17 protein-coding genes are annotated in these 23,964 nt (G+C 44.0%); 11 read left to right on the forward strand and 6 right to left on the reverse strand.

Annotated features, from left to right (window positions below):
* Positions 1-591, reverse strand: a complete 591-nt coding sequence (locus M5J74_RS19420) for a transposase (RefSeq protein ID WP_371933976.1) — start codon at positions 589-591, stop codon at positions 1-3.
* A gap of 435 nt (positions 592-1,026) precedes the next feature.
* On the opposite strand from M5J74_RS19420, the gene M5J74_RS19425 reads away from it, so the two are divergent.
* From M5J74_RS19425 to M5J74_RS19470, 10 genes are all read left to right on the forward strand, one after another.
* A complete protein-coding gene (locus M5J74_RS19425; RefSeq protein WP_250012806.1) occupies positions 1,027-1,299 on the forward strand; it encodes a hypothetical protein in 273 nt (90 codons plus the stop codon).
* 198 nt (positions 1,300-1,497) lie between these two features.
* Positions 1,498-2,679 (forward strand): phosphotransferase family protein, encoded by a 1,182-nt coding sequence (locus tag M5J74_RS19430; protein WP_250012807.1) that lies wholly within the window; start codon positions 1,498-1,500, stop codon positions 2,677-2,679.
* A 23-nt stretch (positions 2,680-2,702) separates the two neighbouring features.
* Positions 2,703-3,806 carry a T3SS effector HopA1 family protein gene (locus M5J74_RS19435; protein ID WP_250012808.1) on the forward strand — a complete coding sequence of 368 codons (1,104 nt, stop codon included), beginning with the start codon at positions 2,703-2,705 and terminating at the stop codon, positions 3,804-3,806.
* Positions 3,803-4,819 carry an aldo/keto reductase gene (locus tag M5J74_RS19440; RefSeq protein ID WP_250012809.1) on the forward strand — a complete coding sequence of 339 codons (1,017 nt, stop codon included), beginning with the start codon at positions 3,803-3,805 and terminating at the stop codon, positions 4,817-4,819. Before M5J74_RS19435 ends, M5J74_RS19440 begins: the two co-directional genes overlap by 4 nt.
* A gap of 112 nt (positions 4,820-4,931) precedes the next feature.
* A complete protein-coding gene (locus tag M5J74_RS19445; RefSeq protein ID WP_250012810.1) occupies positions 4,932-5,162 on the forward strand; it encodes a hypothetical protein in 231 nt (76 codons plus the stop codon).
* 30 nt (positions 5,163-5,192) lie between these two features.
* Positions 5,193-5,972: a peptidylprolyl isomerase gene (locus tag M5J74_RS19450; RefSeq protein WP_250012811.1), complete on the forward strand. Its 780-nt coding sequence runs from the start codon at positions 5,193-5,195 to the stop codon at positions 5,970-5,972.
* Positions 5,973-6,141: 169 nt separating this feature from the next.
* Positions 6,142-9,294 (forward strand): filamentous hemagglutinin N-terminal domain-containing protein, encoded by a 3,153-nt coding sequence (locus M5J74_RS19455; RefSeq protein ID WP_250012812.1) that lies wholly within the window; start codon positions 6,142-6,144, stop codon positions 9,292-9,294.
* A gap of 110 nt (positions 9,295-9,404) precedes the next feature.
* Positions 9,405-10,247 carry a hypothetical protein gene (locus tag M5J74_RS19460; protein ID WP_106218375.1) on the forward strand — a complete coding sequence of 281 codons (843 nt, stop codon included), beginning with the start codon at positions 9,405-9,407 and terminating at the stop codon, positions 10,245-10,247.
* 517 nt (positions 10,248-10,764) lie between these two features.
* Positions 10,765-14,607, forward strand: coding sequence for a filamentous hemagglutinin N-terminal domain-containing protein (locus M5J74_RS19465; protein WP_250012813.1), 3,843 nt, complete (start codon positions 10,765-10,767; stop codon positions 14,605-14,607).
* Positions 14,608-14,651: 44 nt separating this feature from the next.
* Positions 14,652-17,288: a CHAT domain-containing protein gene (locus M5J74_RS19470; RefSeq protein ID WP_250012814.1), complete on the forward strand. Its 2,637-nt coding sequence runs from the start codon at positions 14,652-14,654 to the stop codon at positions 17,286-17,288.
* Here the strand turns inward: M5J74_RS19470 and M5J74_RS19475 are convergent.
* The 5 genes from M5J74_RS19475 to M5J74_RS19495 form a co-directional block, all read right to left on the reverse strand.
* On the reverse strand, positions 17,230-18,012 hold the full coding sequence (locus M5J74_RS19475) for a DUF928 domain-containing protein (RefSeq protein ID WP_181245351.1): 783 nt from the start codon (positions 18,010-18,012) through the stop codon (positions 17,230-17,232). The genes M5J74_RS19470 and M5J74_RS19475 overlap by 59 nt on opposite strands.
* Before the next feature lie 203 nt (positions 18,013-18,215).
* On the reverse strand, positions 18,216-20,543 hold the full coding sequence (locus M5J74_RS19480) for a CHASE2 domain-containing protein (RefSeq protein ID WP_250012815.1): 2,328 nt from the start codon (positions 20,541-20,543) through the stop codon (positions 18,216-18,218).
* Positions 20,544-20,582: 39 nt separating this feature from the next.
* Positions 20,583-21,539, reverse strand: coding sequence for a DUF1822 family protein (locus tag M5J74_RS19485; protein WP_250012816.1), 957 nt, complete (start codon positions 21,537-21,539; stop codon positions 20,583-20,585).
* A gap of 18 nt (positions 21,540-21,557) precedes the next feature.
* Entirely contained in the window at positions 21,558-22,205 is a 648-nt protein-coding gene (locus M5J74_RS19490) for a sigma-70 family RNA polymerase sigma factor (protein WP_250012817.1), read from the reverse strand.
* A gap of 242 nt (positions 22,206-22,447) precedes the next feature.
* Positions 22,448-23,263: a site-specific integrase gene (locus M5J74_RS19495; protein ID WP_250012818.1), complete on the reverse strand. Its 816-nt coding sequence runs from the start codon at positions 23,261-23,263 to the stop codon at positions 22,448-22,450.
* Between the two features lie 474 nt (positions 23,264-23,737).
* Here M5J74_RS19495 and M5J74_RS33550 point away from each other — a divergent pair, with 474 nt between their 5' ends.
* Positions 23,738-23,893, forward strand: coding sequence for a zinc ribbon domain-containing protein (locus tag M5J74_RS33550; RefSeq protein WP_371934057.1), 156 nt, complete (start codon positions 23,738-23,740; stop codon positions 23,891-23,893).
* Positions 23,894-23,964 lie beyond the last annotated feature (71 nt).

The raw sequence follows: 23,964 nt of genomic DNA on the forward strand, positions 1-23,964 counted from the left end.
TCAACGGATGGAATTGAATAGCCAAAACTGTGTAGACTCAGGCACTGAAGTAGATGTCAAGTCGCCGATCGCCAAGCTGGAATTACCAGTGCTGGTCTGATTTGTTGCCACCTCATCTGTGGCGGGTTTCAGTCGGGTAGAAAGCCCCATCTGTTTCAGCAGCCGATTGATGTGGCAATTGCTAAGTTTAATCCCTAGTTCTTTTTCTAAGTGTTTTCCTAACCATTGTGCTGTCCAACGTTGAAATGCATAGCCATATTGGCGTGGGCTATGGCTTACCAATTCTTTCAAGCGATTGAGATATTGCTCGTTCACCTTCTTGGGTCGTCCCATTGGGCGATCGCTCCACTGGTGAGCATTTCCTGTCTGCGCCATGCTAATCCAGTACCGTGTCATCTCCGCCGAACACCCCAAGGCTTCGCAGATTTGGGATTGAGATTGACCTGTATCTGCTAACAGCATGATATCAATCCGGCGACGGTATTCTGGACGCAAGTCGGCTTGTAGGCTTTTGAGCAAAAGCTTTCGCTGAAAAGGTGTCAAATACTGACCCTGCTTTTCCACTGCAATTACTCCTTGTGCTTGCAACATTGGGATGAAAATCGCTCTAAACGCTTTTTGCGAACCTCTGTTTGTTTCTCGGAATCAAAAGCCCAGGTTTTATACGATTTGTTACAAAAGTTCACATTATGCTGATAAACGGTTAGAAGTGGGTGTTTGAGGCAGTAGTGCAGTGGTGAGTTTAGGAGTTGCGATCACTTGTGTCCACGCAGTTAGAGACATATCTCTAGTGAAAGTGCGGGCGAATTACAATGGTTCAACGCATTAGTATACTTTATTTTTGAAGACTGAAGTAACTTAGATTCTGAACATGAAGTATTTGAGTAATGAGAACAAAACTACTTTAGTTATGTTTTAAAAACAGCTTTTAAAGACTTGAAATAATAGGTTTTATATCAGAATATTGAAATGTGATTAGCGCTATACAGCTAATTACATTCTTCAAAATTTCATCTAGGAGAAAAAATGGCTACTATCAATATTTCAGATTTGCGTCCTACTGGTTCTGAACTATTTTCTGATTCTGAAACTTACATGAATGAGCTGGGGGATAATGAGCTTGATGATATTAATGGTGGAACAGGTGGTCTAATTAGAAGTATTATTGCTGTTTCAAAAGGTGTGGGAAAAGGTGCATCAAGAGCTTATAGAGGAGCTAAGTCTGCCGTATATCGCTATTCTCCGCAAATAAATCAATCGCTGAATGATATTTTTCGACCTGGCGGTGGTCTGTATTAATGGGGATAATTTCTTCTTTAGCTAAGCCTAGTGACAGTTAGTTTACAAAACTAGCTTGGCTACGGAGAGTCTTAAGGGATACGAAGAAGTGCTAAACGGATTTAGCACTTCTTCTATCAAGCATGAGCTTTGCTTCACTTACAAAATCAACAACAATAGAAATGAATTTACTGATTAATAGTTAAGGACATTTTAATCATGACATTTCCGTTAAGCACTAAAAATGTTTTAGAGTATTTAGTTGGTCAAGGGATCTGCACTCAGTTAGAACCAGAACCGAGTGAAATTGAACTAAAAATTGCCAAAAACTTCAACTTGTTCCTAAACTTGCAATCTGGTTGTAAACTCCTTGTCAAACAAGAGCGTCTTGTTCACGAAGGAAAAACGATTGGCGAGTTTCTTAATGAATGGCGAATTCAAGAGTTTTTACAACGATTTCCAGAGCTTAGCCACATTCTTAAAATGATTTCAGAAATACTTCATTTTGATGCAGAGAATTCAATTATTGTTTTCAACTACCTCAACAATTATTGCGATCTATCTGAGTTCTACACGAAGGAAAACATTTTTCCAACGGCGATCGCAGCATCAGTAGGAACTACCATAGCTACAATCCATTCCGCTACTTTCAATCGTCAGGAATACCAGGATTTCTTCTCTCAAGATTCTAAGGATGTATCTGTTGAGCAAACATCAACATTGACTCATGGATTAGAACGAATTAGCCCTGAAGTTTTCGGTCTGGTTCCAGCTGATGGACTCAAATTCTTTGCTCTTTATCAACGCTACGACAGCCTGGGAAAGGCGATTTCACAACTTACCTCTACCCCCGATTTTTGTTGTTTAACGCACAATGACCTCAAGTTAAACAATATTCTCCTGCACAATAATTGGGAGCAAGTACTTTCCGAAACAGCGCAACCGAGTAACAGCATCATTCGACTGATTGATTGGGAACGCTCTAGCTGGGGAGATCCTGCATTCGATTTAGGAACGATTATTGGCAGTTATTTGCAAATCTGGCTCGGTAGTTTGGTTGTTAGTCAAGCACTTGACATCCAAGAAGCATTGCGTCTAGCTATGACACCGCTCGAACAGCTTCAGCCTTCTATTGCTGCTCTTACCAAAGCTTATTTAAGGAACTTTCCAGAAATTTTAGAGCATCGTCCTGACTTCTTAAAACGAGTAGTGCAATTTTCTGGGCTTGCCTTGATTCAACAAATCCAGGCAATGATTCAGTATCAAAAATCTTTTGGCAATACAGGTATCTGTATGCTCCAAGTCGCTAAGTCTTTATTGTGCCGCCCAGAACAATCCATCCCAACTGTTTTTGGCATGGCTGAATCAGAATTATTATCTCTCAGCCATACTTGCGTCTAAATATTTTTCATCGCACAACTACTATGCAATTACTAGATCCAAAAACAAAGCAACTGCCAGCTTCTGCACCAGAGCGAGTGCTGGAATCGCTACAAGATATTGTCAGCAATATTGAGATTCAGTCTAACTTCTGCATCAGCCATCCAGCATACAAACCTTTGGAGCTTCCGGCTGAGATAGTATCTCGTTTTGAGCGAATTCCTTTGGAGCTTCAGAACAAGTATTTGAGCCTACAACTGCAAAATTTTCTCTACGGCATTTACTACAACGGCTCCCTAAAAACTGCCCTAGCACCAAATGCCAGTTCAGACGATCTCGCACTTCACCAGAATCTAGAGAACAACACGTTCTTAGGAATAGACCAAGAGTTTTACGATCGCTTGCACAAAAGCAATAGCGGAGAAGGTTATTTCGATCCAGGTTGGCAGGTGTTGCGTCAAGAGGATGATGGTAGCTTTGCAGTGACAAAGGGTGGTCTAACTTTGCACATTGAGCGCGAACAACATCTACGGACTGAAGAGCAATCTGTTGAAGTAGGTGACTCAGTTGCTATCCGTATGCCCCGCAATTTGGTTCAAAATGGGTTTTACATGGCGGTTAGCAATGCGGGACCGGATACTTATCCTCATACAGTGAGAGTCTACTTTAATTTAAGTCCTGAAGGCGCTGTTGCTGTTATGAGTAGTCTAACTCGCCAACTAAACGAAACTAAAATTCCCTTCACTTTTAAAGTGCTATACAACCCATCTGATTATGGGCGCTATGACTCAGGGGTATTGTACTTTGATCGCAGTAATTACAAAACAGTTTGGCAAGTGCTAACAAGTGTTTACATAGAAGCGCGATCGCATTTTCGAGCAGAAGTACCGTTGTTTACTAAACTATTGGCACCAGGTCTTGGTTTAGCAGAAGAACCAGATTGCAAATTTGCTACTCAAGAAAGTTTTGGGATGAATCGCTGCCAAATTGTTGCTAATGGCTTATTAGAAGCTCGACAAAAAGGTGACGAATCGACCGCATGTCGAATGGCATTTATTCGTCAACACTTCTCTCTGCTGGGACTCGATTTAAAGCATCTCTATTTAAATGCCACCTCTGAAGACATCTACACCGAGTTAGACTTATGAAACTAACCGATCTCGTACCGCCGCCAGTAGTCTCAACCAGCGAAGTTAGTCATGTAGCAAATAAATTTCCAGAGACTGATTTGCCATTTTACCGCAAATTAGGGCGAACTAATTTAACAGTTAGTTGTCTTGGCTTAGGCGGAGGCGGCGGTATCTCCAGTGAAGATACTCTTTACGCTTTTGACAGGGGGATTAACTACTTTTTCTACTCTAATGACTTGCACCACTACATTTATAGTTCAATGTCTGGTGCGCTGCGTCAGTTATGCGGGCGTGGTTCTGCGGTGCGAGAGAAAGTAGTGCTAGCAACTGTGACTTACATCAAGAGTCCAGAAATGGCACTGGCTGCTTTGTTCGATCAGTTCGAGGAATTGGGGATTGACTACATTGATGTCTTGTTCTGGGGCTGGATTGGATCGAATGATGGGTTAGCTTTACAGGATTGTTTACAGCTTTCTCCAGATTTGAGAGGCGCTAATAGCGTTTATCAACGCACCATTGAAAGAATGTTTGGCACATCAGAACGCCTCAAGAAAATGGGAGCCGTTCGCTATATTGGCGCTTCGTTTCACGATATTAATCTAGCTCAACAGTGGTTGCATAGTCCTTTGTTAGATGTAGTCATGGTTAGACACAACGTTGCTCATCGGTCTGCCCAGAACCAGGTTTTTAATCAGCTAGATACCCAAGAGCCGCAGCGCCCTGGCATTGTCACGTTTAAGTCTACTGGCTCTCATACAGGTGTCCTCTGGGATGCCCCTCTTAATTTACCACAAGGGTGCTGGCGACCTACTGTTCCCGATCTATACCGCTACTCCTTAAGTCAAAACTGTGTCGATGTTTGCTTGACAGGTTTGACTCGGCGCGAAGAAGTGGATGCTGCGATCGCTGGAGTCCAACAGGGCAAATTAACACCTGCTGAAATCGACTACCTTAATCTTTACGGCGATTTGCATCGTAACAAGCTCAAAATTCAAGAAGTTTCTCCAGAGCAACTGATTTACCGAACTTAGGAAGTAATGCAAGCACAGTTACTACTTACTAAGAAGGACAAAGCCATAAATTGGAAAAACTTGACACAGAGCGATCGCAATCTAAATCACTTTACTGAGGAGAAAGTTTCAAATGGCAAATATTAAGATTACTAACTTATATGCTGTAGGTTTCGAGTTATTCAAAGACTCAGAAAGCTTTCTGAGTGAGATAGTTGATAACGAACCAAGCAGTATTAACGGCGGTATAAGGACACCAAGCCCAACACCAAACAGTCCTTGGTGCTATCCCACAATACGTAGTCCCCTCTGTAAACCTTCGCTTCCGCGTCCTATCCGTCCTACTCTACCACCAGAGTTCTAGATACATACCATTTCTTGGGAGAAAAAACTAATGATTGAAACTTTGTCAACAACTGAATTAAAACCTGAGCAGGAGTTTGCACTGCCAAAAACTGCCCCAGCAACAAATGAAGATATTATTGCTTACTTGCGCCGCTCTTACAAACTTGCTGAAATTGCAGTTCTAGCTGAAAGTGATGCACTAATTTTAGAGGTTTGCGATCGCCTTGGTATTTCTATTTCTGATGAAGAATTGCAAGCAGCGGGAGATGCGTTTCGCTTAGAATACAAGTTGATCGGAGCTTCAGAAACCCTCGCTTGGCTTCAAAAGCAGCGCATTACTGTAGAAGATTGGTCTGGAGGTATCAGAGTAGAGCTACTCACGAAAAAGTTAAAAGAATATCTCTTTGGAGACGCTGTTGATGCTCATTACATTAGCAATCGAAACGATTATAAGCGTGTTGCTCTGTCTCAAATTCTAGTAAGTGACTTGCTAGATGCTCTGAAAGTAGCCCATGCGCTCCGAGAGGAAAATGCTTCCTTCTGTGCTTTAGCATTGGAATACTCGAAGGGTAAGCAGTCTAAAAAAAATGGTGGTTTTGTTGGGATTTGCTTCATTACAAAACTAATGCCGGAAATTGCCCAGGCAATTTCCCAAGCAAAGGAAGGCGAAGCGATCGAACCAGTGCAAACGAAACTCGGTTATCACATCGTTAGAGTTGAAAAATGGTTTCCGGCTGAACTGAATGAATCAGTCAGAGAGGAAATTTTAGATTCCCTTTTCCAGGGTTGGTTACAGGCAAGCAGCAACCCAGAGCCTAATCTAAAATAGCATCACACAATATTAACCTAGATGGTTGCGAATAGTGAGGCGACTCTATATACTCGTCTCACTATTCGTAATTATTTGTAGTCATCTGACTTTTCGCTTTCCGTTTATTCTAGATTTGCAATTGGCTGTGGTTCGCTCAACTATTGTTTCTTGCTGGAGGCAACACCGAATGACTCAAAGCTGGAAGTTGTCGATAGCAAGTTGGTTGATTATAGGTGGGGCATTAGCCTTGGGCGGGGGCTTGTCTCCCATCAGATCCAGTGGCGATCGCGCTTTTGCTCAAATTACACCGGATACCACTCTAGGTAGTGAAAATTCTACGGTTACATCAACAGGTGAGATTGATACTATCAATGGTGGCGCAACCAGAGGCGCTAACCTATTTCACAGTTTTCAAGAATTCAACGTTGGTGAAGGACGAGCAGCCGTTTTCACTAACCCTACTGGAATTGAGAACATTTTAACTAGGGTGACAGGAGCTAACCCTTCCAACATTCTTGGAACGTTGGGTGTAGCGGGGGGCAATGCTAACCTGTTTTTGATTAACCCAAATGGTATTATCTTTGGCTCGAATGCCCGTTTAGATATCGGGGGTTCGTTTGTCGGGACAACAGCTAGTGGAATTGGGTTAGCTAATGGAGATACTTTTAGTGTCAACCCAGGAGAACCCCTGCCAAACCAGTTATTGAATGTGAATCCTAATGCGTTTTTCTTCAATCAAATTAACGCTGGGGCGATCGTTAACCGTTCTACAGCAACAAATACGGGATTAGAAGTGCCTCCAGCTAAGAGTTTGTTACTAGTGGGTGGCGATGTCAGGTTAGAAGGTGGGAGGCTCTTCGCACCAGGAGGACGTGTAGAGTTGGGAGGTATAGCAGGCACTAGTACTGTTGAGCTGAATGTTAATGGTAGTGACCTAAGCTTAAGTTTTCCTAATGGAACGCAGTTTTCAGATGTATTACTCACCAATCGTGCTGTAGTTAATGTAACTGCTGGTGGTGGCGGTAGTATTACGGTTAATGCTCGAAATTTAGAGGTTTTAGAAGGAAGCAGGCTTTTGGCTGGGATAGGGGAAGATTTAGGGTCAGTTGAAAGTCAGGCGGGAGATATTACACTGAATGCTACAGCGGCAATAACAATAGGACAGTCAAGCAGAAATTTTTTAACCAGAATTGAAAACAACGTAAATCGTAAAGCCACTGGTAACAGTGGCAATATCAACATCCAGGCAGAGTCACTGTTTATGAATGATGGTGCTTATTTGAGTACCAGTGCTTCTGGACAGGGGGATGCAGGCAGTATAATTGTGCGAGTTTCCGACGCGGTTAATCTCATAGACGACAGCTATATCGACAGCACTTCTGCTGGCTCTGTACCGAAAGTAGGTGATGGTGGCAATATCCAAATCGAAGCTGGGTCGCTTTCTATGAATCGTGCACGGCTGGTTGCCAGCACCTATCGTTCTGGAAATTCAAGGGATGTCGGTTATGGACAAGGCAATGGCGGCAGTATAACTGTACAAGTTGAGGGCGCGGTTGATTTAATAGACAGCTCTATCGACAGCTTTGTGGGATCTTCCGTAGTAGGCAATGGTGGTGATATCCAAATCAAGGCTGGGTCACTATCTATGACTGATGAAGCTATTTTGAGTACTAGAACCAATGGACAGGGAGATGCTGGTGACATATCTGTGGAGGTAGAGGATACGATTTCTCTCACAACAAGCAATATCAACAGCTTTGTAAACTTCTATGGTAAGAACTATAGAGCAGTAGGCAATGGTGGCGACATCAAAATCAAAGCTGCGTCTCTTTTTATGCTTGCTGACGCTTATATTAGTGCTAGCACCTTGGGAAGAGGAAATGCTGGCGACATATCAGTGCAGGTTGAGGACGCAGTTTCTCTTTCAAACACAAGCTATATTACTAGCAATGTCAACACTACAGCAGTAGGCGAAGGTGGTAATATCCAAATCGAGGCTGCGTCGCTCTTGCTGAGTGGGGATGCTGTTATAAATACCAGCACCAATGGACGTGGGAATGCAGGAAATATTCAGGTCAACGCATCTAATTCTGTAAGCATTTCTGGCGTTAAACCAGGTAGTTCGTCATCGTCGTACGGCGGGTTGTTTACAGACAGTGATAAAACAGCAACTGGTCAAGGAGGCAATATCTCAATTACTACTGGTGCTTTACGCATATCGGATAGGGCGAGTTTGAATGCACGAACCAACAGTGCCTTTCGTGGTGGCAATATCACTGTTAATGCCAACACCGTTGATGTCACTACCGGTGGAAAACTCGTTACCACTGCATTCAGCAGCGGAGGGGCAGGTGACATCAATATCAATTCTACTGATAGCATCACTATCTCTGGCAGCGATCCCACCTTTGCCCGTAGGCGTGTAGTTTCAGCAGAGGATGGTCCTGCCAGTGGCTTATTTGCTCGAACTAGGGCTACCGGAAGTGCTGGAAGCTTGACAATTAATACTGGGCAGTTGCAAGTTCTAGATGGAGCGGAAGTTACGGTAAGCGGTGAATCAGGGCAAGCAGGCAATTTAGATGTCACAGCTAATTCCATTCTCCTAAACCGAGGAAAACTCACAGCGGTAACTGGACTAGGTGAAGGTGGGAATATCACATTGCAAGAGTTAGACTTACTGCGAATGCGCGACAACAGCCTTATATCTGCCAAGGCTCTTAATGCTGCCAATGGTGGCAATATCAATATTGACTCTAACTTTATTCTCGCCATTCCCTCTGAGAATACCGACATTACAGCTAATGCCTTTGAAGGCAGTGGGGGTAATATTAACATTACAGCTCAAGGCATTTTTGGGCTTCAGTATCGCGATCGCCCAACCCCAACAACGAGTGACATCAACGCTAGATCGGAGTTTGGCGTAGACGGTGCTGTAGAAATCGACACGCCCGAAGGCGAACCCAATCAAGGATTATCAGAATTACCAGTCGTGCCAGTTGATACCCAAGTATCCCAAGCTTGTACTCCAGGTAGCAGCCAAGCACAAAGCGAATTTATTGTCACTGGTCGCGGTGGCTTGCCTCAAAATCCAGGAGATGTTCTCAACACTGATGCGGTGCAGGTAGACTTGGTGACTCTTAACCCCCAAGGCGATCGCCCCTCTACTCCATCTGTTTCGACAAATTCTACCAGCTTAACCTCAGCTCCCATCGTAGAAGCTCAAAGTTGGGCGATTGACAAAAAAGGCAATGTTGTACTTATAGCCTCTTCTTCCACTCATACAGCCTATAGTTCTTGGCAAAAACTACCTGAGTGTAACATAACCAAATCTTCATCTTAAACTATATATACTTTTTTTGAATAGAAATGGGAGTTCGAGCAAGTAGAGCTTTACAAAATCCGACTCGACAGCTAAGAAAGCTTAGTTAGAATTCTACAAAAGGTCTAGCAATGAAACTTATTGTTTTGATTTTGTTAGTATTAACTGGTTGTTTGTTCTTAATTATCAATGTATTTAATATCAAAAAAACTCTTTACCGTTCCGGTCAGCTTAGTAGAAACAGCAACACTCGAATTTCTTATAAAAATAACCCTATTTACAGGAGTAGTAACGAAGATTTTTCCTATTTTTGGAAAGGTCACTATCAGCGATTTATCAAAAAAGTATCTGCAATAAATAAATTTGTTTTTCAACTATTGTTTTACGGATTAGCTCTTCCTTATGTAGCTATCTTCTCTATAGCACTTTTTCTGAAGTTGCCGAAGTATCTTACGATTTTCGAGGAAACCAAACGGGAATTAGATGAATATTTAAATACTGTTATTCCTAAAATTTTTTCTGATTGGGATTTTTGCGAATTTACTCGAAAAGCTTCATTCAACCTGCTAAAAACTTTAGGAAAAGACGAGCTGCAAAAAATCTTTTATTCCCATTCTCAAATTTTTGGAAGACTGACTTACTATCAAGCAAGTAGCAGGTGCTTGAAAAACGGTGTTGGGCTTTGGGTACTAACAGACTTGCATCCAAAAAATTTATGGAAAATTTTATATCACGAACAAGACCAAACTAAGTACTGGAAGATTATTGCAAACTATACAACTGAAGTAGTATTTGAAAAAAGCAGAGCCGAGATCGAAATTCAGGTTGTTAAAGAATACGATCGGTACTTCATCAACAGCCTAAATATTAATATTGGTTCAAAGCTGAGTCAGCATTCTTTTAAGCTGGGTATCCCAGCTACATTAGATGAGTCAAGGTATTTACGAAATCTGCATCTATTTTTTAAATTTTAGATTGGATTCGTAATCAACTGAGTTTATTAAGCAAAAATCTTTCAAACAATTAATCTGAAATATAGTATACCTTTGCGTAAGTAAATTTAATGAACTCGACGAGTATACTAGATTACTAAAAATTCCCCGTTAAAAAATATTAAGTCTACATGATTGAAATGTGCTAATGCACGTCCATGAATTTAGCTAGAAAGTTGACTATTAATTTTTTTAACATATGTAAATACAATCAGAGTAAATCGATTATTCTAGGTGTAGAAAAAATAAATGTTTATATCACGAACCAAGCTTAAAAATTCAATGATTACTCAATAATGACAGCAAATAAAGCGAGAACTAAAATGACTAGCAACTCAATTGTTCAATTAAATCAATTGGTTCTTTCTAGCAAATAGAGCAGTGAAATATCTATGTCACAACCTCTTGCTATTTCATGGTTGGCTGCTCGTTTACTATTTAGCGATAACTAGTAGTAGCATACTCAGCTACTACTTTTAGAGGGAGTCTCACATTCAGAATGACTCGATATTGTCAACATTGGTGCTGTCGATTAGGGTTAGCGAGTTGGTTGGTAATTAGTGGAGCGATCGCCTTTAGTGGAAATAACACTTTAGCTCAGCTTACACCCGACACCACACTAGGTAGTGAAAACTCTACAGTGACATCAACAGGTGCGGTTGATTCTATTAATGGTGGCGCAACCAGAGGCACTAATCTCTTTCATAGTTTTGGGGAATTCAACGTTGAGGAAGGACGGGCAGCTTATTTCAATAATCCGGCTGGGATAGAGAATATCTTGAGTCGGATAACAGGGGCTAATCCCTCTAATATTTTTGGAACGCTGGGTGTAGTGGGCGGTAATGCCAACCTGTTTCTGATTAACCCCAATGGAATTATTTTTGGGGCGAATGCCCGTTTAGATGTCGGGGGATCGTTTGTTGGGACAACAGCTAATGCAATTGGATTTGGCAATCAAGGTTTTTTTAGTGCAACGAATCCGAGTAATCCTTCCCTGCTAACGGTTAATCCTTCAGCTTTACTCTTTAATCAAATTCGTGCCGCATCTATCAAAAATAACTCAGTTGCTGACTCCGGCTTAAATCCATCTTCTGAGTTTACAGCAAGGGGTTTGCGCGTACCAGATGGCAAGAGTTTGCTGCTGGTAGGCGGTGATATCAATATGGATGGTGGAGGTTTGTATGCTTTTGGTGGGCGAGTCGAGTTAGGTGGGTCTTCTGGTGCGGGAACGGTTGGGTTGAATGTGGAAGGCAGTAATTTACGTCTGAGGTTTCCTGATAACGCAGCACGAACAAATGTCTCACTTACCAATGCTGCTGAAGTAAATGTTCGTGCTGAGAATAGTGGCAGTATTACCATTAATGCTGACAATTTAAATGTTTTAGGAGAAAGCTTTATCTTTGCAGGAATACGAGAGGGTTTAGGGTCAGTTGGCAGTCAGGTGGGAGATATTACGCTCAATGTTACAGGGGCAATAACGGTTGCTGACAGCAGTGGCATCTACAATAATGTGGGAAAAGGAGCCATAGGCGATGCTGGCAACATCAATATTAAGACTGGATCGCTGTTGGTCACTAAAGGCTCTCGATTAAGTACCAACACTTTTGGGCGAGGAAACGGTGGCAGTGTGAATATCAATGCCCGTGATAGCGTCTCTTTTGATGGAGTGGGGAGCAATGGATTACCCAGTGCAGCATTGAGTAACGTGGAAGAAAAAGCCATAGGCGATGCTGGCAACATCAATATTAAGACTGGATCGCTCTGGGTGACTAATGGTGCTCAACTCGAATCCCGAACTCGTGGGCAAGGAGATGCGGGCAGCGTGAATATCAATGCCAGTGATAATATCACCTTTGAGGGGGTAGGTAGCTATGCCTGGTTAAGTGGTGCTTACAGCAGTGTGGAAACTGGAGCAGTAGGCAAAGGCGGTAACATTAATATCACGACTACAGGGTCGCTTTCTGTAATAAATGGTGCTCAACTGCAATCCCTAACTCGTGGGCAAGGAGATGCAGGCAGCGTGAATATCAATGCCCGTGATAGCATCTCCTTTGATGGAGTAGGGAGCAATAGCTCTCAAAGTAAGTTATTTAGCAGTGCGGTATACAGCACTGTGACATCGACAGGCAAGGGTAAGGCAGGTAACATTAATATCACGACTACAGGGTCGCTTTCTGTAACAAATGGTGCTCAACTGCAATCCCTAACTCGTGGGCAAGGAGATGCGGGCAGCGTGAATATCAATGCCCGTGATAGCGTCTCCTTCGATGGAGTAGGGAGCAATAGATTCTCCAGTGCAGCATACAGCAGTGTGGAAACTGGAGCAGTAGGCAAAGGCGGTAACATTAATATCACGACTACAGGGTCGCTTTCTGTAACAAATGGTGCTCGGCTGCAATCCCGAACTCGTGGGCAAGGAGATGCGGGCAGCGTGAATATCAATGCCCGTGATAGCATCTCTTTTGATGGAGTGGGGAGCAATGGATTACCCAGTGCAGCATTGAGTAACATGGAAGAAAAAGCCATAGGCGATGCTGGCAACATCAATATTAAGACTGGATCGCTCTGGGTGACTAATGGCGCTCAACTGAGTTCTAGCACCTTTGGGCAAGGAGATGCGGGCAGTGTGAATATCAATGCCCGCGATAACGTTTTTTTTAATAGAGGTTTTGCCTTCAACAATATAGGAGCTAGAGCTATTGGTAACAGTGAGGGCATCAACATCACTGCTGGGTCACTCTGGGTGACTAATGGCGCTCAACTGAGTACCAGTATCAAAGGCAAAGGATCGGGGAACGCAGGCAGTGTGAATATTAATGCCCACGATAACGTCTCCTTTGATGGGATATTTGGTAATGTACAGTCTAGTGCGGCTTTGAGCGCTGTGGAGTCAGAAGGCATAGGTAAGGGAGGCGATATTAATATCACTGGTAGGTCACTCTGGGTGACTAATGGTGCTTATCTGAGTGCCAGTACCTTTGGGCAAGGAGATGCAGGTAGTGTAAATATTAATGCTCGTGATAGCGTCTCCTTTAATGGAGTGGGTAGTAATGGGTTACCTAGCGCCGCATTCAGTACTGTAGAAACTACAGCAGTTGGTGATGGCAAAGGTATCAATATTACAACTGATTCACTTTCTTTAACCAACGGTGCTTACCTGAGTGCCAGCACCAGAGGAGAGGGGGATGGGGGTAATATCACGCTTAACATCAGTAATTTGGAAGCAGTTAATGGTGGACAGGTTCTTACTACTAGCCGTAGTAGTGGCAAGGCAGGTAGCATCATTGTTAATGCTACTGGCAGCGTCACCCTTTCTGGCAGCGACCCCACCTATTTTGAACGGCTTGCCCAATCTGGCGAAGAAGTAGGAGAATTTGTTGATGAATTTGATAGAAAATTTGCCACTAGAGAGCAAATAGTTGCTGGTGCAGGATCTGCTAGTGGGCTGTTTGCCAGTACATTTAAGAATTCTACAGGTCAGGGGGGAGGCTTGACGGTTACTTCTGGACAGATAATTGTCGAAAATGGCGCACAAGTAAGTGTGAGCAGTGAAGGAACTGGAACATCAGGTAACTTAACAATAGATGCTCGCTCCATCCGTTTAAACAACAATGCCTTACTCAGCGCCAATACACGCAGCGCTACAGTTAACCCTAACTCTGAGCAAGCAACAATTAACATTAACTCACAAAATTTGCTCATGCGTCGTGGCAGCAACATCAGAACTAATGCTGAGGGGGAAAACGTCATCGGCGGCAACATCAATATTAATAGCGACATCATCGCTGCCTTAGAAAACAGCGATATCAGGGCTGATTCTGCTAACTTTCGTGGCGGAAATGTGCGAATCAGTGCCCAAGGTATCTTTGGCACACAATTGAGAGATGTGGAATCTGATAGAACAAGTGACATTACTGCTACTGGGGCAAGTCCTGAGTTCAGTGGTAATGTAGAACTGAATACACCCGATACTGACCTTAACAGTGGTTTAGTCAACTTGCCAACAGTGCCAATTAATACTGAGATGGCACAGACTTGTACTCCTGGTGGGAGTCAACAACAAAGTGAATTTGTGGTCACTGGTCGCGGCGGCTTACCCCAAAATCCAGGTGAAGCCCTTAACACTGATGCCATACAGGTAGATTTGGTGACTCTCGCTCCAGAAGTCAATCAATCCACTACTACAGCAGTTTCCACAAGCCCCACTAGCCCCACACCAACTCCTATCGTAGAAGCTCAAGGTTGGGCGATCGCTGCTAATGGCGAAGTTATTCTCACCGCAAATGCAAATACTGTCACGCCCCACAATTCCTGGCAGAACACAGCTAATTGCAGAAGCTGAATTAGAAGATAGCAGAAAAATGTGGCGCGGATCGGGGCAAAAACATGATAAGAAAAAAATCTAGATTTCGGAAAATCAAACGTCTCTTAAGCGTGCTGCTGCTTTTAGCTATGTTCTTGGGCGCGGGGTTATTACCGCCAACCTTCGCCTATATAACTGCACAAACCCCTACTACACAAAGCTTGCCCAACGCCGAAAATTTAGTAGAACAAGGCAGAAAACTCTATGAAGCCGAACAATTTGCTCAAGCAATTACGATATGGCAACAGGCAGTAGCTGCATTCAAAGCTAGTGGCGACGAACCCCGACAAGCTATGACACTGGGCAATATATCGCTAGCTTATCAGCAACTGGAACAGTGGACGCAGGCTCAAAGCGCAATCGCCTCTAGTTTAAATTTACAGGGATATCCCGTGAAGCAGGGCAGAGGGGCAGAGGGGCAGAGGGGCAGAGGAGAAATTCCAATTCAAAATTTAGAGATTCTTGCTCAAGTTCTAGATATCCAAGGTCGTCTGCAACTGGCTCAAAGCAAGGCTGAAAATGCCTTAAATACTTGGCGAGAAGCAGCTGACATTTATACCCAATTAGGCGATCGCAATTCAATTATTCGCAACCGCATCAATTCTGCCCAAGCTCTGCAAGCTTTAGGGCTTTTCCGTCAAGCGCAAAAAACTTTAACTGAAACTACCCAGCTTTTACAAAATCAGCCCAACTCAGCGCTTAAGGTTACAGGAGTGCGGAGTTTGGGCAATGTTTTGCTTGCCATAGGTGACTTAGAACAATCGCGACAAGTATTAGAGCAAAGTTTAGCAGTAGCTTCCAAGTTGCCAGATAAACAAGCGATCGCCGATGTTTTGCTGAGTTTAGGCAATACAGCCCGCGCTCAGCAAGATTCTCAAGCAGCAATAGACTTCTACCAACAAGCTGCTAATGCTACCAAATCGCCAATCACCCGCATCAACGCCCAAACCAATCAACTGAGACTACTGCTGGAAACTAAGCGATTGGCAGATGTTAAGACATTATTACCCCAAATTCAAACTCAGATCGGTAACTTACCCCCTAGCCGAACGGCAATCTATGCCAGAATCAACCTGGCTGAAAGCTTAATGCAATTCAAACAAAAGAGCGCCACAGATAGCCCCTCATGGCTGGATATTGCTCAAATCTTGTCAACTGCCGTACAGCAGGCGCAAGACTTGCAAGATCGGCGTACTCAGTCTTACGCTCTTGGTGTCTTGGGGAATCTATACGAACAAAAGGGGCAGTTGACTGATGCCCAAAACCTGACTCAACAAGCCCTATTTCTCGCTCAAACTATAGATGCCAGAGATATTGCCTATCGCTGGGAATGGCAGCTAGGGCGTTTGCTCAAAGCTAGGGGAAATATTCAAGAAGCGATCGCGGCATACGATCGAGCAGTCAAGTCGCTCCAGTCTCTGCGCTACGATTTAGTCGCCATCAATCCTGACGTGCAGTTTGACTTTCGCGATCGAGTCGAACCAGTTTATCGGCAGCTCGTCGAATTGCTGTTGCAGCCGCAGGGAAACCAAACCAGTCAAGCAAATCTTCAAAAAGCCCGCGAAACAATTGAATCATTGCAATTAGCAGAATTGGATAACTTCTTTCGAGAAGCCTGTTTGGATACTGTGTCTCAGATCGACCAAGTTATCGACCAGAAAGACCAAACAGCCGCAGCGATCTATCCAATTATCCTACCAGACAGACTAGAGGTTATCCTCAAGTTGCCTCAAAAGCCCGTGCTGCACTACACGGCTGCTGTGGCTCAAACCCAAGTTGAAAAAACCTTGGATGCGCTCAGGCAAAACCTCATAGAACCCGATACGCTGGTCGAAGCTAAAGCCTTATCTCAACAGGTTTATAACTGGTTAATTCAACCAGCCGTCACTGACTTAGCCAAAAGTCAAGTCAAAACACTGGTATTCGTACTAGATGGTGCTTTGCGGAATATCCCGATGGCGGCTCTGTACGATGGCAAACAGTATCTAATTGAAAAATATGGCATTGCACTCACTCCTGGGCTGCAACTGATTAATCCCCAACCATTGCAAGAGAAAACATTAGAGGCAATAGCTGCCGGACTGTCCCAACCACGTCAAGGGTTTTCTGCCTTACCCAACGTCAAGCTGGAATTAGCAGAAATTCGCGCCGAAATACCGAGTAACGTCCTGCTGAACAACGAATTTACCAGCACGGCTCTGCAAAACCAAATTAATTCTCTGCCTTTCCCTGTCGTTCATTTGGCAACTCACGGACAGTTCAGCTCTAAAGCTGAGGAGACATTTATCGTCGCCTGGGATAAGCGCATATACGTCAATGAGTTGGATAACTTAGTCCGAAATCGAGAGCAAAACAGACCTGATGCCGTTGAATTGCTCGTCTTGAGTGCCTGTGAAACGGCTGCTGGAGACAAGCGGGCTGCCTTGGGAATTGCTGGTGTAGCTGTACGGGCGGGGGCGCGTAGTACAGTTGCTTCCTTATGGAGTTTAAACGACGAGTCCACCGCAGCGCTCATGAGTGAATTCTACCGAGAGTTAGCAGATCGATCGCTCACTAAAGCCGAAGCACTTCGTCGCGCCCAATTGTCCCTTTTACAAAATCCTAAATATCAACGTCCCCTGTTCTGGGCACCCTACGTTTTATTGGGGAATTGGCTTTAGTAGTTGAACAGCACTCTACAATTGGTTCGATCGCCAGCTCGTTCAAACCAATGACCTGCAAAAGCTCTGCCCAAGAAGGATTATTCGGATTGCGACGACGCAGTTGGGCTGCGACAGTTAGCGCATCAAACCATAGACCGTTGACGGCATAAAGAGCTACGCGATCGCGTGGTGTAGCTTTCTCTAACTGCTCCTTGAGGGTAGGGTCGAGCGGGTTTATTTGAATCCACCCATCCACAAAAGCAGGCGGCTCTTGCTCCCGACAATAAATCTTCAAAAACCAACGATATTGCCGACCAACTGAAAGCGGTGGTGCTGTTTTCGGAAGAGACAGGCTGATAATTCCTCGGGTTTGGGGCAACGCGACATCAGTTTGATAAACCAACCCACCATCCTTGTTCCGCAACACAAACTTAGCTGGAACAGGTGCTACATAAGAAGTATAAAACCAAAAAGTGGGTGCGGCGCTGATTGTCGTGCCTAAGACCAATGCTGAATCGGAATAAACTGGTACTAGTGCTGCGAGCTGCTGCTTTTGGGTATTGCTTGGAAGCTGTCGCTCTAGATTAAAGCAGCCACGGCTTCCAGCTTCCGATCGCTGACCTGGTTCCCCGATGTCCTCTGGTGGAGGTGGTGCAGCAAAAGTCAACGAGCCGTGTGATTTCCTGCTAGGGTCTGGACTCTGGTTTTGTCCAGATAGAGAGTTTAAAGGTTGTGCTTGCACTTGCGTACAGCTAAGGATTGCACAGCTAATCGCGAGGGTAAGTTTAATCTTTTGCACGGGCAACATAACTATTAGCCGTACCCATCGACACAACTTTACTTTGTATAGAGATTTATACACCCCATAATTTTAAGGTGAATGCAACAATTTAACGAAGAAATTTTTCACATAAGGATGTTAGTAGTTTTGTCAGTCAATCAAAGTCATGCTTCTGCCGTTGAAGAAAACAGTCGTCCCTCTTGTAAAGCAAGGTAGACTGTCACAGTGCTACCAGTACCTACTAAAACTAAGGCTGATGGCACAAAGGGAACCCAATAGCCGTGGCTGAAGAAAACTAAGCAAAGACCCCATAAAACACCCAGTGCACTTCCACCCGCTAGTATAAGGTATAGTCCAGACCTACAGGCAAAGGCGATCGCCACTCCGACCGCAGACCAACTCCAAATCCACAAGACTTCACCCCAGATAGACCAAACTGAGATTAAAGGTCGCTTGTCTTTAACTGCACTGATAATTTGACTGACCATTTGCGCTTGTACGATTACCCCTGGCATTTCCTGGTAAAATCCTGGCTGGGCGCTATAAGGCGTAGGTATATAATCGTGGGCGCTTTGGGCAGTGACACCGATGAGAACGATTCGATCCTTCACGACTTCCGGCTTCACTGCACCACGAAGAAGATCGCTCAACGTTACTGTCGGCGCAATATCTAGAGGCGAATGGCGGTAAGAGCGGTAGTTGAGCAAGATCTGATAGCCCCAATCCTCCATTTGCTGATAGCCACCCATACGCGATCGCAAACGTTGGAAAACGACATCACCTAATACCAAATCTCCTCTGGCGTTATACTTGGCAGAAATGCCCGATCGCTCTAAGTAGTGAAACGCTAGTTGGGCGCTTAGGGCATAGGGTGTAGTACAAGGCGATGTCGGAGCTGGTTTCATTGCTAATAAATGTCGGCGTAAAACGCCATCTGAGTCTTGAATGACATCGCTAAACCCCAGACGCGCTGGCCCAACTTCGGGAGGGGGTGCAGTTCCAGGATGATTTTTAGCGCGATCGCTGGCTTTGCAGATTGCAAAGAAGTTACGATCGCGCAGGCGAGTGGCTAAAGAATCCCGATCGGATTTAACTGGGAAATCGCGATAAATATCCAACCCAACAGTTCGCGCTTGAAATTGTTGGAGTTTCTGCAACAGTTGTACTAGTGCTAAATCCGATATCGACCCAGTTCTTTGCTTTTGCTCGGGCAGTTGAAAATCATCCTCGGTGACGGTGACGATCAACAGCCGCGAATCTTGCCCTGTATCCGATCGCAATCGCATCAAGCTGTCGTAAGCTTGCAATTCCCACGTTTGCAATTCTCCCAGCAGCCGCACCCCCAATACGCTAGCTGTGATCGCCACGCTCAGAAGTAGCACCGTTGTTAGGTGACGGCTGTTGGGCAAAATGGGAGGTGGCCAGATTGCTGGCGTGACAGCGGGATTTTGGCAAATGACTGGCAACCAGCTAGCACAAGGAAACTGAACCTCTAGATCCTCTTTTAATCGCGATCGCGCTTGCCGCATTGCTAGATAAAGCGATTTTCTACCCGCTAAAGCTTCCAGCAGGTACTTTAAAAACCTTTGCGCTACCAAGTCCGGTACGGGTTCTCGCATGACAATGACTTGCGGAATTTGGGCTTTTTGTAGCCCAGATGCCAATCCCAATCCGTCGCAGGAGTTGAAAATTGCTAAATGTAGTCCACCCGCAACGGCATTGCTCAAAGCCCTGCTAAACTCCTCAATTGTTAAGCTTTCTGTCTCGTTAATGTAAATTCGTCCGCTGTCTCCCTCGGTGCTGCTATGACCGGCAAAAAAGAGAATATCCCAAGAGCACCCCCACAAATGGTCTTTAATTTCCTGAGAGTCCGGGTTTTCGAGAAATGTTGTTTTAGTATATGGTAAACTTTCCAATAACTGCCGATCTGCTTGGATATCGATCCCCGTACTCTTACCCAAAATCGCTAGAATTCTGACGGATTTTCGCGTCAAAAACTTTTTTGATGTAGGCGGTGATTCATAGTTTGGGAAACTCAAGGCGACTTCCACTTTGGGCGACTGCTCGACTAAATCCCACAGCAACCAGGGAATCTTTCGCAATTGAATCGAACGAGTACTGATGAGTAATCGCACCTCGTCTTTGGGAAACCTGAGGTGTGGCAGTAAATTATCTCGGATAGAACCAAAGGACTCCGATCGCAGCCAAGAGTTCAGTTGCGCTCGCAGTAGATCTTCTAATTGCCGACAATCTTCGCGTCGCTGGCTTATTGAGCCGTCGTAGACGATTTGTTTTGCTTTGATGCGAGCCGACTTACCCAAGCTGCGATAAGCTGAATGCCAGCGATCGTATGTCACGAGTAAATTGGGAGCTGGAGGCAACTGTCCTGTAACTTCTATAAAGGGACGAGCGTTCTGTTCGCCAATTTCCAGCGTCACGCTAACGCCTTGTTCTAAACTGCCATCTAGCTTTAAAATAACTAACTTGCTCACTGCCTACGTGCCTTTGTCAGCTTGCTATGCTTCTCATGTTTAAATGATAAAATCCTCGATCGCGATCGCCTCTCCCAAAGCTAGCTTAACGCTAAAATATTCTCCCGATTCAGCACCAAACTGCAATTGAATATTCTTATTTGTATTCCTAGAAGAGGCTTCCATCACAGCCACTCCTGCAACATCCAGCACCGACACCTGAAGATTTGACGGTAGATAAGTCTGTCCGCTTGTCGGATGCACTTCTACAAAAATGTTCATCTCTCGCGAGTTTTCTGGATTGACGGCAACGACTAGAACCACCGATTGAGAGATCGTCTGTTTGCCTAAGTCGATCTTCTTGCCCCTACTCGCACTTGCATTTCTGGCATTCCTCCAAGCTGGCTCGGCTATTTGAAGCTCTAAAACAGTTGAAATTTCCTGCCAACCCGCCTCAAAAATATTGTCCAACCATTGTTTCAAATTAATGCGATTTTTACTGACAGCAGGCGATCGACTAGATAGTTTAGCTTGTCGAGCTTGAGAAAGGTCTTCTAAGTACTCTAGCAATTTCTCTAGAGGTTGCAGTTGAACGATTGATAGTGATTCGGTCGATACCTGCTTAACAAACCCTAATATTGTTGCTTCTCGAAATGATTCATGAATTTGCACGATGACATAACCAATTCGGCTTGACTGGACTTCAGGTGGTATGTAAATAAATTGCGTATTTGCTAATACCGGACGGCATTCTAAATCTCCCAAATTTTTCAAGCGCAGAGCGGCTGTATCCGTCAGCGTCTGTTGCACGGGATTCCAACTGTCGCTGTTCTCCAAATGGGTTTCAAATCCCATGCATTCTAGATAGAAATTTACAAAAGATACAGCCAAGGTGTTGAGACGAACTTGTTCGCCTTTTTCGGGTGTAGCTTGCTGTCTGGAGAACTGTTCGGCTCGCTCTCGCTCTTTTGGAGATATAGGTGCTGTGAAGGTGGAAAGAACTCTCATGGCATTCATAATTTTTTGTCTACTTGATTAGCAATTTGTAGTTTGTATATTCTCTCGGATTTGAGGAGCAAATTTTTTCAGGCAGCGGCGGTAAAAGTTATGTAATCTTGTAATTCCAATTCCCCACTCTGTCGATATATCTTGCCAAGAAACTCCTGAATACCTTCTTCTAGCTATTGCTTGAAAATTTGCTTCAGGGCGCTCTTTTATATGTTTTCTGGTAAAAATTCTGTCTGGATCGGATTCTATGTATTGTCTGACTTGCTCGAATAGTGATACAGACTCAGATGACGATAAATTCTCCAGATGAGAGCTTTCGAGATTGATTTCGTTCGGTTTGCCAATATTTTTCGGAATAGCTTCGGGAAAAAAACGTTTGGTTAGTAGCATATTTACCCAAGCCATAACTTCGCCACGCTCTGGATTATAGTTATGAATATTGTCATCCCGACAAAGATAAAAGAAGAGATTTTGTACTGCTTCTTCATAAATATCTTCGTAAGCTAGTTGAAATTGACCCTTGTGGGGACGACAAAGTTTACCCGACTGCCAGATAACGTTGACGAGCTGACTTAAGGCTGTCCGCCGCCCCTTAGTCGCGTGTGAGTGTTGCTGGGCAAGCAGTATTAGTTCTTTGAGATGTGCATCCAGCGCTTGTCGCGAATCGTTGGTCATTTCAAGCTGCGAATATCGCCAAAGTAAATTACTTATCCCTATCTCTGAGATACCAGTGCTACTTTTACACGCATTGTTACAAATTGTTACAAAACTTTTCTGTTGGGGATAGACTTCCGACCCTAGTAGGTAGTCTCAATTTGTATAGACAGAGTACGGTCAATACTCTGCACTCCACAGAAAAATTTGTAGACAAATTTATTTTATTAACATTTATTTTGAATAAAACTATTTGATAAAATTCAGCTTTTCAGTAAAGCTTTTAACGCTTTCTTGGCTACTTCTTGCGCACGACTTGATGTAACTTTTTGATAGCGTAATGTCGTCTGGATGTTAGTATGTCCCATCAGCGCTCTCAATTCTTCAATCCCCATCAGCCCCACCCGTTCGGTGGCAAACGTATGCCTCAAATCGTGTAGACGGCAGCCTTTTAGCTCTAATCTCTGCTGCGTGGTTCGGCTCCAATCTTCATAAGCAGTACGGTAAGACAGCCTAGAGACTTCTTTTGTGAAGGGATTTTGAGCAGTGAATAGGGCAGGTGAATCTTGATGTCGATAGAGTCTAAGATATTTCTCTAGTACAGTAGCTAAGTCCTCACCATAGAAGCACCACATGAGCTTGTTTCCTTTACCCACTACTTGGAATTTGTATTCTTTTAAGTCTATTTGTTCTAGATCTAGAGCTAAGGCTTCTGCAATTCTTGCTCCAGTTCGATGTAGTAGGAGTACCAGTGTGTGTAGCCTGGAGTTGGGTTCTAACAAACTGTAAAAAATCTTAAGTTGCTGTGGATTTAGATAGTGAATCACTTCATCACTATTGTGTTCGCCCTTTTCACGATCTGGCTTGCGGCGTTTGAGGCGGGCGATTGGGTTGGATTCAATATAGCCTTGTTCTAAGGCAAAGTTAAGCAAAGATTGAATAATAGAGGAGTGGCGATTGTGAGTCGTGTAGGACAAATGAGTCAAGTTATTAAGGTATTGCTCTAGTTGTTGACGATTGAGCGAACTAACAGGCGATCGTCCGTATTGCTGTAACAAGGGAAGCTTTCTTTGACTCAAACGAACGAATTGTACTCTGGCTCAATCCCGAACGCTCTAAAAATTATGTAGCCACAGTAGCAAGAAACACATTCATACTTTATCACTTATCTAAAATAAGATAACTCAGATGAGCTAGCTAATCATATACTTTTATAAGTGACTTTGTTACTTACTTTTATGTTTATTTCTGAAACTGATAAACTACCAGCTCAAGGTGAAAAGCTGACAGAGTACGTCCGGCGAGTTAGAACTGCGCTTGGAATGAGTCAAGCCGAATAAGCTCACAAAGCGGGTATTCACTTACAAAGTGTAGGCAAGATTGAGAAAGGATTGACAACTCGCCTCAACTCCAAGTCACTAACAGGATTGTCGAGAGCTTTGCAGATTTCAGAAGAGTATTTGGAGGCAGTATGTCGAGGAATGCCAGTAGCAGCGGTACAGCAGTTGAAAATTTGCCCTAACTGTTGGACACCAGGAACCCAAGCCGAACTCATGTGGTTAAATCCACGCTCTCTTTTTTGTTTTGCTTGTGGGACGCAACTGCGCGATCGCTGCGTTAGTTGTAACGAACTCATAGTGTCAATCAAGTTCAGATTTTGCCCATACTGCGGGCAGTCTTACAAAACTAGCACTGTATCTGCAACCTGAGTGCTAAAGCGTATAAAGTTTTTAGCGTATAAAGTTTTTACCGCTTTTCTCCTCTTGCCTATGTATATACA

Origin of the sequence: Chroococcidiopsis sp. CCNUC1 (assembly GCF_023546805.1) — a bacterium.
In the GTDB taxonomy this organism is placed as follows: Bacteria; Cyanobacteriota; Cyanobacteriia; order Cyanobacteriales; family Chroococcidiopsidaceae; genus Chroococcidiopsis; species Chroococcidiopsis thermalis.

Coding starts and splice junctions, on each gene's coding strand:
- M5J74_RS19465 (WP_250012813.1), top strand. CDS start 10,765: ATGACTCGATATTGTCAACATTGGTGCTGTCGATTAGGGTTAGCGAGT.
- M5J74_RS19435 (WP_250012808.1), top strand. CDS start 2,703: ATGCAATTACTAGATCCAAAAACAAAGCAACTGCCAGCTTCTGCACCA.
- M5J74_RS19445 (WP_250012810.1), top strand. CDS start 4,932: ATGGCAAATATTAAGATTACTAACTTATATGCTGTAGGTTTCGAGTTA.
- M5J74_RS19450 (WP_250012811.1), top strand. CDS start 5,193: ATGATTGAAACTTTGTCAACAACTGAATTAAAACCTGAGCAGGAGTTT.
- M5J74_RS19485 (WP_250012816.1), bottom strand. CDS start 21,539: ATGAATGCCATGAGAGTTCTTTCCACCTTCACAGCACCTATATCTCCA.
- M5J74_RS19455 (WP_250012812.1), top strand. CDS start 6,142: ATGACTCAAAGCTGGAAGTTGTCGATAGCAAGTTGGTTGATTATAGGT.
- M5J74_RS19440 (WP_250012809.1), top strand. CDS start 3,803: ATGAAACTAACCGATCTCGTACCGCCGCCAGTAGTCTCAACCAGCGAA.
- M5J74_RS19430 (WP_250012807.1), top strand. CDS start 1,498: ATGACATTTCCGTTAAGCACTAAAAATGTTTTAGAGTATTTAGTTGGT.
- M5J74_RS19470 (WP_250012814.1), top strand. CDS start 14,652: ATGATAAGAAAAAAATCTAGATTTCGGAAAATCAAACGTCTCTTAAGC.
- M5J74_RS19425 (WP_250012806.1), top strand. CDS start 1,027: ATGGCTACTATCAATATTTCAGATTTGCGTCCTACTGGTTCTGAACTA.
- M5J74_RS33550 (WP_371934057.1), top strand. CDS start 23,738: ATGTGGTTAAATCCACGCTCTCTTTTTTGTTTTGCTTGTGGGACGCAA.
- M5J74_RS19420 (WP_371933976.1), bottom strand. CDS start 591: ATGTTGCAAGCACAAGGAGTAATTGCAGTGGAAAAGCAGGGTCAGTAT.
- M5J74_RS19460 (WP_106218375.1), top strand. CDS start 9,405: ATGAAACTTATTGTTTTGATTTTGTTAGTATTAACTGGTTGTTTGTTC.
- M5J74_RS19490 (WP_250012817.1), bottom strand. CDS start 22,205: ATGACCAACGATTCGCGACAAGCGCTGGATGCACATCTCAAAGAACTA.